At 59.4% G+C, this 13,691-nt stretch carries 15 protein-coding genes and 1 pseudogene; 4 read left to right on the top strand and 12 right to left on the bottom strand.

Annotation, left to right across the window (positions count from 1 at the left end):
• The first annotated feature begins 4 nt into the window (after positions 1-4).
• Entirely contained in the window at positions 5-973 is a 969-nt protein-coding gene (locus ACVW0R_RS08590; RefSeq protein ID WP_011429053.1) for a DnaJ C-terminal domain-containing protein, read from the top strand.
• Here the strand turns inward: ACVW0R_RS08590 and ACVW0R_RS08585 are convergent.
• On the bottom strand, positions 970-2,295 hold the full coding sequence (locus ACVW0R_RS08585; RefSeq protein ID WP_457501920.1) for a (Fe-S)-binding protein: 1,326 nt from the start codon (positions 2,293-2,295) through the stop codon (positions 970-972). The two genes, ACVW0R_RS08590 and ACVW0R_RS08585, sit on opposite strands and share 4 nt — an antisense overlap.
• Positions 2,296-2,515: 220 nt before the next feature.
• On the opposite strand from ACVW0R_RS08585, the gene ACVW0R_RS08580 reads away from it, so the two are divergent.
• On the top strand, positions 2,516-2,836 hold the full coding sequence (locus ACVW0R_RS08580; protein ID WP_011429055.1) for a hypothetical protein: 321 nt from the start codon (positions 2,516-2,518) through the stop codon (positions 2,834-2,836).
• Here the strand turns inward: ACVW0R_RS08580 and ACVW0R_RS08575 are convergent.
• The 9 genes from ACVW0R_RS08575 to ACVW0R_RS08535 all read right to left on the bottom strand — a co-directional run bounded on the left by ACVW0R_RS08575 (position 2,833) and on the right by ACVW0R_RS08535 (position 10,494).
• Positions 2,833-4,713 (bottom strand): AMP-dependent synthetase/ligase, encoded by a 1,881-nt coding sequence (locus tag ACVW0R_RS08575; RefSeq protein WP_457501919.1) that lies wholly within the window; start codon positions 4,711-4,713, stop codon positions 2,833-2,835. The two genes, ACVW0R_RS08580 and ACVW0R_RS08575, sit on opposite strands and share 4 nt — an antisense overlap.
• A 393-nt stretch (positions 4,714-5,106) precedes the next feature.
• On the bottom strand, positions 5,107-5,376 hold the full coding sequence (gene cas2 / locus ACVW0R_RS08570) for a CRISPR-associated endonuclease Cas2 (protein WP_041438748.1): 270 nt from the start codon (positions 5,374-5,376) through the stop codon (positions 5,107-5,109).
• On the bottom strand, positions 5,373-5,555 hold the full coding sequence (locus tag ACVW0R_RS08565) for a hypothetical protein (RefSeq protein WP_457501918.1): 183 nt from the start codon (positions 5,553-5,555) through the stop codon (positions 5,373-5,375). The genes cas2 and ACVW0R_RS08565 overlap by 4 nt, the downstream gene beginning before the upstream one ends.
• A 244-nt stretch (positions 5,556-5,799) precedes the next feature.
• The gene (locus tag ACVW0R_RS08560; protein ID WP_457501917.1) at positions 5,800-7,389 is read right to left on the bottom strand and encodes an ArnT family glycosyltransferase; all 1,590 of its coding nucleotides are present in this window, start codon (positions 7,387-7,389) and stop codon (positions 5,800-5,802) included.
• A gap of 96 nt (positions 7,390-7,485) precedes the next feature.
• Positions 7,486-8,121, bottom strand: a complete 636-nt coding sequence (locus ACVW0R_RS08555) for a hypothetical protein (protein ID WP_143596989.1) — start codon at positions 8,119-8,121, stop codon at positions 7,486-7,488.
• 188 nt (positions 8,122-8,309) lie between these two features.
• Entirely contained in the window at positions 8,310-8,603 is a 294-nt protein-coding gene (locus ACVW0R_RS08550; protein WP_011429059.1) for a Uma2 family endonuclease, read from the bottom strand.
• 312 nt (positions 8,604-8,915) lie between these two features.
• Positions 8,916-9,488 (bottom strand): Uma2 family endonuclease, encoded by a 573-nt coding sequence (locus ACVW0R_RS08545; protein ID WP_011429060.1) that lies wholly within the window; start codon positions 9,486-9,488, stop codon positions 8,916-8,918.
• 18 nt (positions 9,489-9,506) lie between these two features.
• Positions 9,507-10,079, bottom strand: a complete 573-nt coding sequence (locus ACVW0R_RS08540; protein WP_414516194.1) for a Uma2 family endonuclease — start codon at positions 10,077-10,079, stop codon at positions 9,507-9,509.
• 172 nt (positions 10,080-10,251) lie between these two features.
• Positions 10,252-10,494: a transposase gene (locus tag ACVW0R_RS08535; protein ID WP_240527388.1), complete on the bottom strand. Its 243-nt coding sequence runs from the start codon at positions 10,492-10,494 to the stop codon at positions 10,252-10,254.
• A 354-nt stretch (positions 10,495-10,848) separates the two neighbouring features.
• Here ACVW0R_RS08535 and ACVW0R_RS08530 point away from each other — a divergent pair.
• Positions 10,849-10,981: pseudogene (locus ACVW0R_RS08530) on the top strand (IS200/IS605 family transposase); the annotation flags it as partial.
• Positions 10,982-11,184: 203 nt separating this feature from the next.
• Here the strand turns inward: ACVW0R_RS08530 and ACVW0R_RS08525 are convergent.
• Both ACVW0R_RS08525 and ilvA read right to left on the bottom strand, forming a co-directional pair.
• Positions 11,185-11,406 (bottom strand): high light inducible protein, encoded by a 222-nt coding sequence (locus ACVW0R_RS08525; protein ID WP_011429062.1) that lies wholly within the window; start codon positions 11,404-11,406, stop codon positions 11,185-11,187.
• Positions 11,407-11,507: 101 nt separating this feature from the next.
• Positions 11,508-13,019: a threonine ammonia-lyase, biosynthetic gene (ilvA, locus tag ACVW0R_RS08520; protein WP_457501916.1), complete on the bottom strand. Its 1,512-nt coding sequence runs from the start codon at positions 13,017-13,019 to the stop codon at positions 11,508-11,510.
• Between the two features lie 159 nt (positions 13,020-13,178).
• Between ilvA and ACVW0R_RS08515 the strand changes: the two genes are divergently transcribed.
• Positions 13,179-13,661 carry a pyridoxamine 5'-phosphate oxidase family protein gene (locus ACVW0R_RS08515; protein WP_011429064.1) on the top strand — a complete coding sequence of 161 codons (483 nt, stop codon included), beginning with the start codon at positions 13,179-13,181 and terminating at the stop codon, positions 13,659-13,661.
• The last annotated feature ends 30 nt before the right edge of the window (positions 13,662-13,691 follow it).

Here is a 13,691-nt window from a genome sequence, read left to right as displayed (position 1 = left end):
CTCCATGCAAAATTTCAAGGACTACTACAAGATTTTGGGGGTCAGCCAGACGGCCACCGCCGACGAGATCAAGCAGGCCTATCGGCGCCTGGCCCGAAAATATCACCCGGATGTTAACCCGAACAACAAAGCTGCCGAAGAGAAGTTTAAGGAGATCAACGAAGCCTACGAAGTTCTCTCGGATCCCGGCAAACGCAGGCAATACGACCAATTTGGCCAGTACCACCAGCAGGGCGGGTTCCGCTACCGGCGGGATACCTACAGCCAGCCTTACAGCAGCAGCCCTTTTGGCGACAGCTCCTTCAGCGAAGACTTTGGGGGAAGCGGTTTTGGCAGTGGCGTCGATTTCAGCCAATTTGAGGATTTTCAAGACTTCATCGATCAACTGCTGGGCCGGGTGCGCAACTCAGGTGCGGATCGCAGCAGTAGCTCCGCTGGCAACGCCAACTACGATGCGGAGGCCACCATCCAGCTCACCATTCCCGAAGCTTTTGAAGGGGGCAGACGCCGCCTACGGGTGGGCGGGGATCGCGTGCTCGAGGTCAACATCCCAGCAGGGATGACGCCAGGGAAGCGGATTCGCCTGCGCGGCCAAGGCCACCCCAAACCCAACGGCGGCGCCGGCGACCTGTACCTCAAGATCGAGCTGAAGGAGCACCCCTTCTACCGCCTTGAGGGGTTTGACGTCTACTGCGATTTGCCCATCAGCCCCAGCGAGGCCGTCTTGGGCGCCCAGGTGGAGGTGCCCACCTTGGATGGAGTGGTGAAGCTGCGGATCCCACCCGGCATGCAGCCGGGGCGAAAGTTGCGCTTGGCAGAGAGGGGTTTTCCCAAGGGCAATGGAGAGCGGGGCGATTTCTACGCGGTAGTTCAGATCTATTTGCCCACCCGTGTTTCGGAGGAGGAGCGGGAGCTCTACGAAAAGCTGCAGCGGGTTCAGTCCTATGATCCCCGTGCCGCCCTCAAGCTCTAGCTAGAAGGAGGAGTGGGCGGTCGGAGAGCGCGATCCAGGAGTTCCATCGGGTGATAAATGGGGATCCCGGCCTTGCCTTGCAGACGCAGGTGCTTCTGGAGCTGCAGGCGGCAGCCGATATTGGCGGAGACGATCCCCTGGGCGCCGGTGTTGAGCAGGTTGGCCACCTTCTGGGATCCCAGCTCGTCGGCCACCTCGGGCTGCAGCAGGTTGTAGACGCCGGAGCTGCCGCAGCAGAGGGCGGCATCGACAGGATCCCGCAGCTCCAGCCCGGGAATTTGCCGCAGCAGTTGTCGCGGCTCCTGGCTGAGGCGCTGCCCGTGCAGGATGTGGCAGGCATCCTGATAGGCCAGCACCAAGGGATCCGGCTGCAGGGGGTACAGGGGAGCGGTCAGCCCTACCTGCGCCAGAAACTCCTGGATATCCTTGACTTTGGCCGCAAACTGAGCCCCTTTCTCTTGGTAGTCGGGATCCCTGGCCAAAAGGTGGCCGTACTCCTTGAGGGTGTGGCCGCAGCCGGAGGCAGTCACCAAAATGGCATCCAACTCGTAGCCGGCAAAAGCATCCACCATCTGGCGGGCCAGGGCTTCTGCCTGCTGCAGTTGCCCTTGGTGGTGGGGCAAGGCCGCACAACAGCCCTGGGCGGGCGGGATCACCACCTCACAGCCGTTGTGGGTCAAGACGCGAATGCTGGCCTCATTCACCTGCGGGGCAAACAGGCGCTGCACGCAGCCGAGGAGCAGCCCCACGCGAAAGCGGCGTTCGCCCACCGCCGGGATCCGCTCCGGGTAGCGCTTGGGCAGCAGTTGCCCCACCTCAAGAGGGGGCAAGAGGGATTCCATGGCCGCCAGGCGCGGGGAGACCTTCGCCAGCCCTTGGCGGATCCAGGCGCCGACCCCCATTTTTTGGTAGAGCCAAAGGGGCCAGAGCAGAGGCCGCAGCCGCGCCGGGTAGGGGAAGAGCCAGAAGATGAACTGGCGGTACAGCCAATCCCAAAGGTTGCGGCGGTGGTTGCGCTCGATCTGCGGGCGGGTGGCGGCGATCAGCCGGTCGTAGCGCACCCCCGAAGGACAGGCGGTAACGCAGGCCAGACAGCCCAGGCAGGTATCGAAATGGGAAACCACTGCTGCCGAGAGAGAGATTTGGCCTTGATTGAGGGCGTCCATCTGGTAGATGCGCCCCCGCGGCGAGTCTGTCTCCTTGCCGAGGACGCGGTAGCTGGGGCAGGTGGTCAGGCAAAACCCACAATGCACACAGGCATCGATTAGCTTTGGATCCGGCGGATCCAGGCTGTCAAAACTCGGCCTTTTGGATGAGCTCATCGGCCTCGACCTATCGCGCTTTCAACACTTCATCACCCCCGTAAAGAGAGAATTGGCCGTTCGGGGATCCTGTCCCCTCCTTTTGCTTCCGGGGTTTTTTGCATCTTAATCTGGGAACAGAGCGTCTGAGACTTCTATCCAGATCCAAACGCTCTTTTCGTCCGTACTACCCTAGAGAAGGGACATACCCGGCCGATTTCTCCTCGTCGTTCATTTCCCAATGAAAGTGCAACACCTCTTCACCCCAGCTCTTGTGGGGGCAGCTCTCTCCAGTTTGAGCCTATCTGGAGCGGCTTTTGCCCAGGCCAACCTGCGGGAGCTGCCCCCCGATCTGGCCGAACAGCTCACTACAGAGCAGATCTTGCAAGCCTGCGCCGCCAACCAGGCAGACACCTTGCCCAGCCCCTTCCCAGACGTGGTGCCGACCGATTGGGCCTACAAGGCGGTGCTCACCCTCTACTACTGCGGCGCCTACCGGGGGGCCATTCCCCCGGAGACCTTCCGGCGCTACCTGGAGCAACAGCGGGGATCCCAAACTTAGCTCCCTGTCGGATACATCTCCTGGATGAGGTGGGCGTAGCGCTCGGCCACCGGGTTACGCTTAATTTTCAGCGTCTGGGTCATGAGGCCGTTTTCCACGCTCAGGGGCTCTGGCAAAAAGCGGAAGTCGGCAATTTGCTCGTGGGGCCGGTAGCCAGGACGCTCTTGGATGCGGGCCCGCACCTCCTGCAAAATCAACGTGCGCACCTGCGGGTGGCCCAAGAGCTCGGCCTCCGCAGCCGGGATCCCTTGCTCAGCGGCCCAAGCCTTAAGGGCATCGAGGTTGGGGTAGATGAGGGCGGCCAGTTTCTTTTGGTCTTGCCCGACGATCACGATCTGGCTGATGTAGGGGGATTGCAGGCAGGCATCTTCCAGCGGCTGCGGCTCGACATTTTCGCCGTTAAGCAGCACGATCACGTCCTTGGCCCTGCCGGTGATCACCAGTTGGCCGTCGGGAGTGAGCCAGCCCAGATCCCCGGTTTCAAACCAGCCATCAGAGCTGAGAACTTTAGCGGTGGCTTCTGGATTGTTGTAGTAGCCCATCATCACCTGCGGGCCACGGGCCAGGATCAACCCCTTTTGGCCAGGGGGCAAGGGCTGCCGGGTTTCCGGATCGACAATGCGAAACTCCGTCCCTGGCAGCGGTGGGCCAGCCGTACCGCGCACGTTGTTGTCAGGACGCCGCGCGCACAGCACCGGCGAGGTTTCCGTTAGGCCGTAGCCATTGAGGATGGAAATGCCCACCACCTCGTAAAACAGATCCAGGTAGGCGGGCAGGGATCCGCCGCCGCTGATGGCCTGTTGAAAATTGGGGCCCAAAGCCTGCCGCACCTTGCGGTAGATCAGCGCATCGGCCAGGCGGTGGACAGGCCAGAGCAGCCCCTGTTGCAGGCGGGCCCCCAGGCGCACCCACGGGCTGACGCCGTAGTGTAAAATCGACCGGTTGCCGGCAATCCGCCCGGCGAGCACGTAGCCTTCGCTGGCCGCCATCAAGGTGCGGATCAGCCGCTGCATCAGGGGGCTTTTTTCCTTAAATTGCCGCTGGATCCCTTCGTAAACGGTCTCCCAGATGCGGGGCACCGCCACCAGATAGTGGGGCTGCTCCTGTTGAAAATCTTGCTTGATAAAGCGAGGGTTGGTGTAAACCAACGTGCAGGCCTGGCTGAGGAGAAAATACTCACAGGCCCGCTCGTAGGAGTGCCAGGTGGGCAGAATTGTCAGCACCTTATCCCCAGGCCGGGGCTGCACCACCACATGCAAGTTTTCCACCTGGTGCATCAGGTTGCCGTGGCTGAGCATCACCCCCTTGGGCCGACCGGAAGTGCCAGAAGTGTAGATGATGGTGGCCAACTGGGATCGCTCCAGCCGCGGCGGCTCGTAGCGGCGCTCCCGGCCTTTTTGCAGCCACTGAGAAAAATTCAATACCCCCGGCTCTTCTTCATCGGAAAGCAACAGCAGCCGCTCCAGGCCCAGCTCCTGCACAACCGGCCGCACCCGGCTTAGGGTCTTCGCATCCTGGGCAATCAAAGCGGTGCTGCCGGAATGGCGCAAAATGTAGCCCAGCTCCGCCGGATCCGCCACGGCGCTGCGCGGCACATTGACCGCTCCCGTAAACAGCGTGGCCAGATCTGCCATCAGCCAGCGGGGGGAATTGTCGGCAAAAATGGCCACCCGATCCCCAGGCCGAATGCCCAAAGCCTGCAAACCGGCAGCCAAGATCTGAATGCGGCGAAAGAGCTGCCCGTAAGAAATCTCAAAGACCGGCTGGGCATGGGGATCCCTGAGGGCAGTGTAATCGGCAAACTTTTCGGCCAGGACTTGCCAGATGTCGAGCAGCGTCGTCCCAGCGGGGGTAGCAGCAGCGGAGACAGTAGTCATAAATCTGTACCCTAAATCACATTTACAGTCTAGTAAACTTGGGCTTTTTCCCAAGACACCCCCAGGACAGTTCTCAATCTGTCACCAAATCCAACCCCTTCCCCTTGCGGGGAAAAGGTAGGGATCAACCCTACTCCCGGAAAAGCCTGAACTCATGAGGTTTTCAAGGTGCGCTCGCGAGGAAGTACCGAGACTTCCCGCCACAGATGTTAACCTCGCTTCCCCGAATAAGCGCAACTCAGAAAATTCGCTCTTTTGGGGACGTCATGCTGCATTTTCCCGCCAATCCCGGCAAAAGCTACTAGATCTTATGGCACCCGCAAAAAAAGCTAGCAATGGCTCCCCCCGATGGATCGGCCCCAAAACTTTACAATCTCGGCTAAGCTGAGAACCTCACAAAATAAGGTAGTCCGGCGGCTCGTAGGGGAGAGGCCCGCCGAAGACCTTGGTACGTCGTTTGGCGGTGGCATCCAGAGGGTAGGCCTGCAGGCTATCTTCCTCGAGGTTGAGCAGAGGCAGCCACGACTTTTCCAGCTCGGCAGTGTCCAGGGGGCATTCAACAACGGAGTATTGCGCTCGCTGGCAGCACTGTTCCAGGCGCTTGGCCAACTGTTGTCGGCGCTTATCGTCCACCACGTCGTAGCAAACCAACCATAGCCTCAGCGCAGCTCCATTGCTTCGTACTCTAGGTTGCCGCTCACCAGGCAACGGCCCAGCCAGCGGGCTTGCTCCAGCACGATTTGGCTCAGGGCTAGGCGACGCGATTGCGGAGGGTAAAGCAAAGGCTCGCAGAAGCGGCGCTCCAGCTCACCCAAAAACAGCTTTTTGGCCAGGGCTCCCATGCTCCATCCGGCGACGGCTCGCAGTCTTCCGGGGTGAGCAAGCCGGCCTTGATGAGTTGGCTTACCCAGCATTTCGCTCATCCCTCTCACAAAGGCCTCGGCCTAGATGCCCTTAGATTCGTCGTCAAAGTACCAGTATGCTTTCCTAGAGATCCAACCGAATAACCTTGCTGCCCAAAATTTGCCTAATGCTCTCCAGACTGTCTTTTCTTGCGTTGAACCCAAAGGTATCTCGCTGTGGCTGCTAGCGCAAGCGGGAGTAGGGACGGGGATAGGGTTGGCGCATCTGCCGAGCCAGGTACACCTGAAAGGTTTGCGCCACCGCGCCCGCCCGCCGCAGGGGAACCTCTGCCACTGGCTCAATTTGTTCAAAGTAGGTGCCGTAGACAGCCTGGATCCCTGCTCTTGGCCAAAACAGCTGGGAGGTGACCAGCAGCCCATCTTTGCCCAGCCAGTCTTCAGGTTGGGACCAAAAGGCAAAGCCGCGCAGATCTTCATCCAGGCAGGTGAGGGGCTTCTCCGTCAGCGGCGCCAAGGCCATGCCGATCTGCCCGCCCAAAAAGTAAACGTTGGTGAAGATAAAATCCGCCTCTGCAAGAGCCTGGGCCAAGCGGGGATCCGTCTGAAACTGCCGCCGCAACTGTTCGATGTCAATCAGCTGAGTCGAGGGATCCCGTTCCACCGGCCACAGGCCCAGCCCGCCGGGATCCTGGAGGAGGCCGTAGCGCACATGGGCCAGCCCCACTGCCACCAACAGGCCCACTGCCACCGCCGTCCCCGCCAAGAGCTGCCTTGCTCCTGGCCACCGTTCCCAGCGGGATCCCAACAGCAAGCTCAGCACCCAAAACCCCGGCATGGGCCAGGTGGGGAGGATGGGCCGGTAGCCTCCCATGAAGGTAAAAGCCAACACCAGCGGCAGCCCACAGGCCAAGATTAAAAGCTGTTTCAGCTCCTGATCCGTGAGGCGTCTTCCCTGAACCAGCGCCAGCCCCACCCGCCCACCCTCGGCCAAGCTCAGCCCCAGCAGAGGGATCCCCAAGGTCGGGAAAAGGTACCCCATCTCCTGCAGCACCGTCAGCCCCAGCTCCTGCAGTTGATACCCTGCCTCCGGCACTGCTCGCCCCCCCTGGAAGCGGAAGGAGACCCAATCCTGTTGGGTGTTCCAGATTAAAACGGGGCTGAAGGCCGCCAAAAACCCCACCACCGCCAAGAGCGCCCATCCCGACCGAAGAGCGCAGCGGTGGGCCGGCCTGAGCAGACAAAAGAGCACCAGGCCAAACCCCAGCGCCAGGCCGTGGTATTTGCCCAGGCAGGCCAGCCCCACCAAGAGCCCAATCAGCGCCAGCCGCGGCCCCGGTCGGTAGCGCGCTGCCCCATAGACCCCCAATTTCCCCTCCGCCAAGGGAGCCGGAAAAAACTCCTGGGCAGCCACCCACAGGGTTGCCGCCGTAAACACCATCAGCGGGCTATCCGGCAGGGTCAGCACCCCAAACCCAATCCAGAAAATGGGGGCGATGCTGATGGTTGCCAGGGTGATCAGCCCCGCCTGTGGCGAAAAAAGCCGCGTCGCCGTCAGGTAAAGCAACAGGGAAGAGCCGGTGTAGGCCAGCAGGGATCCCAGTCGAATCGAAAAAGCCGACACCTGCCCCGTCAAAACAGGCCCCAAGCCCGTTGTCCAGGCCACCAGCGGCGGATGGTCAAAATAGCTCCAGTCCAGATGGCGGGTGTAGAGGTAGTAGTAGGCTTCGTCAAAGCCCGGTGGCAACAGAGCAGCCACCAAGCAGCGCAGAAGCAGGCCCAGGCCCAAAATCCACAGAGCAGCTTTCGGCAGCACAGGGGATCCCCTTGAGCGTGTGGACAGGTGTTATTGTCTCAGCTTTGGCCAGACTTGTCCCCAAAAAACCAAGTGGGGGCTCAGAATAAACTGAGCCTAAGACGTTGCCTCCGGCAGCTTTACCGGACACCCCAAAAGCTGGCCCAATTGCTCTGCTTCCGCCCTTGCCTTGCTATCATCAGAACCAAAGCCTAGGTACAATAAAGGCTCTCCCAATGCCAAATTCACCTTCACCGAAAAATAACTATCGCCATCGGAATCTGTTGACCTCTCAACTACAACTTGCTGAACATCTCTGAAGGAATAAGCTTTCCGCCCCCTTATTCCAAAGGGAGTGAGGTGCTCCTCCAAGATCTGGTAGAAGGAGCGGTCAAAGGTCAGCCGACGGCTTCCTAGCTTAGGTATTAGCGATAGACCTACCATTCCTGCTGGGAGAGAAAGTAGAAGTGCAGCAAACAAGTCTCCTGAGTTAAAACTATCGCTGGCCACCAAGAGCTGACTCTCTGCACTCATCCGAAACGATTGGATCTTGGTTGCCAGTTGTCGAGCGTCGCTCTCGCTGGCGGCTGACCAAGCTTTTGTTTCTCCTGCAGGAGTTATGAGAGTAACGTAGTAATAGGTTGTCTCGTCTCCTTCGGAGTCTGTTCGAGTTTCAGTTTTGACTCGGGCTCCTCTTACATCATAATAAAACTCGATCTGTTTTGGTAAAGGCAGCAGTGGTTGAAAGACCACTTCAGAGGTGACTGTATCCTGATCAAGCCGATGGCAAGTGAAACGGCGATCCCCCCTGAAAAAGCCAAATCAGGGAACACAAAGCCAGCGCCACAAAGAAAATAACGCCAGCAGCCACCAGCGGAACCCCAGGCTCTAGACAAACGCGCTTGCTGGGGGTTTGCTCTACACATCTCATCCCTATAGGCTTACCTCCGTCGGGATCCCTGGGCCTTGCCCTCATTATTGCTTGCTGGTGTGATACTTGACCGTTTTCCGGAATACAGAGCTTTGCTCATTTTGAGAGCAGAGTTGGGTTGCGAGATCCAGGGCAAAGCCAGAGAATCCTCTTGCAGATAAGCTGGGCGCTCCAGGACTTGTACTGGCTGGCCGGGACGATAGATGTAGATTCTTCGGCTTTCCGGGTCAATTAGCCAGCCCAGTTGGGCGCCGTTGTCGAGGTACTTCTGCAGCGTGGCTTGCAAAGCAACCAGATCGTCCACAGAGGAGCGTAATCCGAGCCTAGGAAGGCAAAGCGATGGCGCTCCTCGGAGGTAAGCTGTTCCGCTACGCAACGCTAAACAAAAACGAACTTTTGTAAGGACTTCGTCCCGCTTACGCGATCATAGATAGTAAGCAAAACCTTGAGGCTTTGCCTCAAGGAACTATCTAGAGGCATCTTGACAGCGCCTTTGCGAGTTCGTTTTTGAACTGCGTCAAAATCCCCCGCCTTTAGGCGGTGGGAGTGTCAAGTTCGTGGTTGCTGATAGCCATCGGTTAAGGGCTGGTGGAAAAAGAGGGCAGCTCGGGGCAGATTATTCCCAAACTAAGCTGAGATCGGCAACAAAGCCAGGGAGGGCGGGATCCCCTTCTAGGTAAGCTGGGCGCTCCAGAACTTGGACGAGCTGGCCGGGGCGATAGACGTAAACTCGCTGGCTTTCCGGGTCGATCAGCCAGCCCAGTTGGGATCCGTTCTCGAGGTACTCCTGCAGCTTGGCCTGCAAAGCAGCCAGGTCGTCGGAAGGGGATCGCAATTCCAGGACAAAATCCGGACACAGGGGGGCAAAGCGGCGGCGCTGCTCTGGAGTAAGCTGCTGCCAGCGCTCCTTGGCAATCCAGGCGGCATCGGGAGAGCGAATAGCCCCGTTGGGCAGGGCAAAACCCGTGGAGGAGTCGAAGACAAGTCCTAAGCTCGTGCGGCGGTTCCACTGCCAGAGCTGGCCCAGCAGGTCGGCATTGCGAAGTCCGCTCTCACTGCTGACAGGGGCCATGGCCACTAGCTCCCCTTTGGCGGTGCGCTCCAGGCGCAGCTCAGGGTTCTGCCGGCAGAGCTGTTCAAAGATTTCATCGGTCAACTCCAGGCTGGGCCGTAGGTTAAGCGCGATCATAGGCAAGTTCCCTGGGAACTATTCCCAGACTAGGGTGAGATCGGCAACAAAGCCAGGGAGGACGGGATCCCCTTCTAGGTAAGCTGGGCGCTCCAGAACTTGGACGGGCTGGCCGGGGCGATAGACGTAAACTCGCTGGCTTTCCGGGTCGATCAGCCAGCCCAGTTGGGATCCGTTCTCGAGGTACTCCTGCAGCTTGGCCTGCAAAGCAGCCAGGTCGTCGGAAGGGGATCGCAATTCCAGGACAAAATCCGGACACAGGGGGGCAAAGCGGCGGCGCTGCTCTGGAGTAAGCTGCTGCCAGCGCTCCTTGGCAATCCAGGCGGCATCGGGAGAGCGAATAGCCCCGTTGGGCAGGGCAAAGCCGGCAGAAGCATCAAAGGCCACGCCAAGCTGGGTTTGGCGGTTCCATTGCCAGAGTTGGGCGCTGAGGCTCAAGTTTTGGCGGCTGCTTTCGCTGCCGACAGGGGCCATGGCCACTAGCTCCCCTTTGGCGGTGCGCTCCAGGCGCAGCTCAGGGTTCTGCCGGCAGAGCTGTTCAAAGATTTCATCGGTCAACTCCAGGCTGGGCCGTAAGTTGAGGGAGATCACGGCCTTAGGGATCCCGTTTAGAGGATTTGAGGATGGGCTGGCGCTATTGTAGTCTTTTGGATCCCTCACCCCCAGCCCCTCTCCCACAGCCAGAGGGGAGGAAGTTGACACTCCCACCGCCTAAAGGCGGGGGATTCTTACGCAGTCCACAAAAGAACCCGTAACGGCGTTGTCAAAGCGCCTCTGGACAGTTCCTGAAGGCAAAGCCCCAAGGTTCTGCTGACTTTCTTAATCCGCCGGTTTCCGTAGTTCGGTCAAGCTTTTGCAACCAAAACCCCTGCGGCTTGTGAGTCTTGAGCCTAGCCAGCTCCTTGTTGTACCCCTGGTTAAAGGACTTGACTTTGCGGCCATCAATGATGAAGCTATGTCCTAAGTTGCTAACGCACGTGAGCCAGTTGTTGACTCCGTGGTCAATTGCTAGAGCTTTTCTCGGATCCAGCGATTGGGGTCGAGCAGGCTTGGCATAGACCCACTCCAGCTACAGACTTACAGGCCTGTTGCGCGGCGGAAACATACATTGCGATGAAGTGCTTGCTTTGGGTTCTCCCCATCTCAGCGCAAAGCTCACCATAGCTTGCCCATCGCTTCGTTTTGAAATAGACTTGTCTCGCATAGTACAAAGCACAGTTGTACACCTTATTAGACTGTTGACACAAGTACTCTAATAGGGGGACTAGCTCCCTGTTCCTGACTCGAACCTGCTGACAGCCGCACTCCATCATTGTTGGCAAGCGGCATGACAACCGCAGTCTGACATGGGCAAGCGATAATGCGAGAGGAAAGTCAACGGTACAATCACTACAACCATGCTGTGGGGCTAGCGGTTGTTTATCTTATTTTTTGGCCAAAGAGTAAGGAAAGAGGTCTTGGTGGGAGAAGTCAGGAAGAGGTTGTTTGAGCTATGAAACTATATCAACGACCCCCATCATGGGTAAGCGACTAAAGTGGCTAGCGGGCTTTTCCGCCCCGCACTCAAGTGCGGGGCTACCAAGCTATCCTTTTGTGTGCAAAGTCAGCCAAGGAAGGGCTTGTTCAGGCAAAGATCGCCTGTACTCCCAGGTTGACCGCCTCGGATTTCACAAGCCACGGCTTGCTTTCCCCTCTTCTACTGCCCCAGGGACTGCAGCCAGCCGATGAGAGTAGTGCCAGACAAGGCTTCAAACAGGATCAGGGCAACAAAACCGATCATCGCCAAACGCCCGTTCAAGCGCTCTGCATAGTCGGTGAAGCCCACCCGCGGAACGGTGTCCACGTACATCTCCGGCTCGATGGCGTAGTTGTTGAGGCGGCCACCTTCTTCGACTACGACGGAGCGATATCTGCTCATAGGATTCTCCTTGCTTTTTCTCTACTAGCGTAGCGCGCTCTACATAGGACTGTAAAGTTTTGTTTACAACTTTGTTCACCCCCGCAACAAGCCGACACTGACTAGGCTAGGAAGAGTTTGTAGGCCGGATTGTGGCTTTCGTCCCAGTAGCGATAGTTCAGGGTATCCAGAAAGCGCTGCCAGGCGGGCATTTCCGAGGTGGGCACTTGCATGCCGATGAGGACGCGACCGTAGTCGGCGCCGTTGTTGCGGTAGTGAAAGAGGCTGATGTTCCAGTTGGGGCTCATGCAAGACAAGAACTGCATCAGGGCCCCGGGCCGCTCCGGGAACTCGAAGCGGTAGAGCAGCTCGTTCTCGGCCAGGGGGGAGCGCCCCCCCACCATGTGGCGTAGATGCAGCTTGGCCAGCTCGTCGTCGGTGAGATCCAAGGTCTTAAAGCCAGCCCGCTCCAGATCCAGGGCCGCTGCCTGGGCATCGGCCCGATCCCGCACCTGTAGGCCGACAAAGATGTGAGCTTCGTGGGTATCGGCAATGCGGTAGTTGAACTCGGTGAGGTTGCGCTGGCCGATGTGGGCGCAGAACCGACGCAGGCTGCCCCGCTCTTCGGGGATGGTGACGGCGAAAATGGCCTCCCGCTGTTCGCCGATCTCGGCTCGCTCGGCCACAAAGCGCAGGCGGTCGAAGTTCATATTGGCCCCGCTGGCCACCGCCACCAGGGTCTGTCCCTGGATGCCGGTGCGTCTGACGTAGGCTTTGAGGCCGGCAATGGCCAAGGCGCCGGCGGGCTCCAAAATAGAGCGGGTATCTTCAAAGACATCCTTGATGGCGGCACAGGTGTCGTCGGTGCTCACCAAGAGGATCTCGTCCACGTACTGCTGACAGAGGCGGAAGGTTTCTTCCCCCACCTCTCGCACCGCCACCCCATCAGCAAACAGGCCTACCTGAGAGAGGCCCACCCTTCGGCCAGCTCGTAGGGAGCGGTACATGGCGTCGGCGTCCAGCGGTTCTACCCCAATGATTTTGATCTCCGGGCGCAGGCGCTTGACGTAGGCGGCAATGCCCGAGATCAGGCCGCCCCCGCCGACGGCGACGAAGATGGCGTGGATGGGCTGTTGAGACTGGCGCAGGATCTCCATGCCGATGGTGCCCTGGCCAGCGATCACCAGGGGATCGTCGAACGGATGGATGAAGGTCAAACCTTTCTCGGCTTCCAGTTGCCGCGCGTGAGCATAGGCATCGTCAAAGGTGTCGCCGTGCAAGACCACCTGGGCCCCCCGCGCCCGCACCGCGTCTATCTTCACCTGGGGGGTGGTGACGGGCATCACGATGACCGCGTGGGTGCCCAGCCGCTGCGCTGCCAGGGCTACCCCTTGGGCGTGGTTGCCCGCAGAGGCCGCGATCACCCCTTGCGCCAGTTGCTCCGGAGGCAGGTGGGCCATCTTGTTGTAGGCCCCCCGCAGCTTAAAGGAGAAAACCGGCTGCAGATCTTCCCGCTTGAGCCAGACCTGGTTGTTCAGGCGGCGGGAGAGGTTAAAAGCCGGCTCCAGGGGGGTTTCTTGGGCGACGTCGTAAACGCGAGCCGTGAGGATCTGAACAAGATAGTCACAATACATCGGGATGTATCGACGTCGATAGGGTTGAAAAATGTCGAAAAACGTTGCTCCCGGTGGTGCGGGCTGCTCAAACGGGCAATGGATATTATCCCAGGGATCCAACCCTTCTCAAACGAGGGGGGCTTGGGGATAATAGCAGGGGCAATGGGAGAAAAAGCGATGTCGGCGCAGGAAAAGTTGAAGGCGCTGCTGGAGGGCCAGCCGGTGGCCAGCTTGGCGGTGCTGGATCACGGATCCCCGGCGGTATCGTTGGTGCCCTTCGTGGTGCAGTGGGATCCCTTGCGCTTTGCCATTGTCATCAGCGACCTTTCTTCCCACACCCAGGCTTTGCGGGCGGATCCGCGAGCCAGCCTGCTCATCCACGAGCCGCCCACGCCGGGGGATCCCCGCAGCAACCACGCTTTGCCGCGGGTGATGGTGAGCGGAAAAGCCCAGTTCCTCAGCCGCAAGGAAGCGCAAGCCCAGGGGTTCGAGGCTCTTTATCGCGCCAAGTACGAGATTGCCGAGATGATCCTGGGCCTAGCGGACTTCCACTTCTGCCAGATCACCCCCACCGGCGGCAGCTTCATTCAGGGGTTTGGCCAGGCCTTCCGGCTGAGCGGCCCCAACCTGGATCAACTGGAGCACCTCGGTCGCTCTTAGGCGGGAGAACCCAGACCTTCCTCCTCGCGG

It is taken from the genome of Thermostichus sp. MS-CIW-15, assembly GCF_054060575.1.
This window is presented reverse-complemented; position numbering and strand designations above follow the sequence as displayed.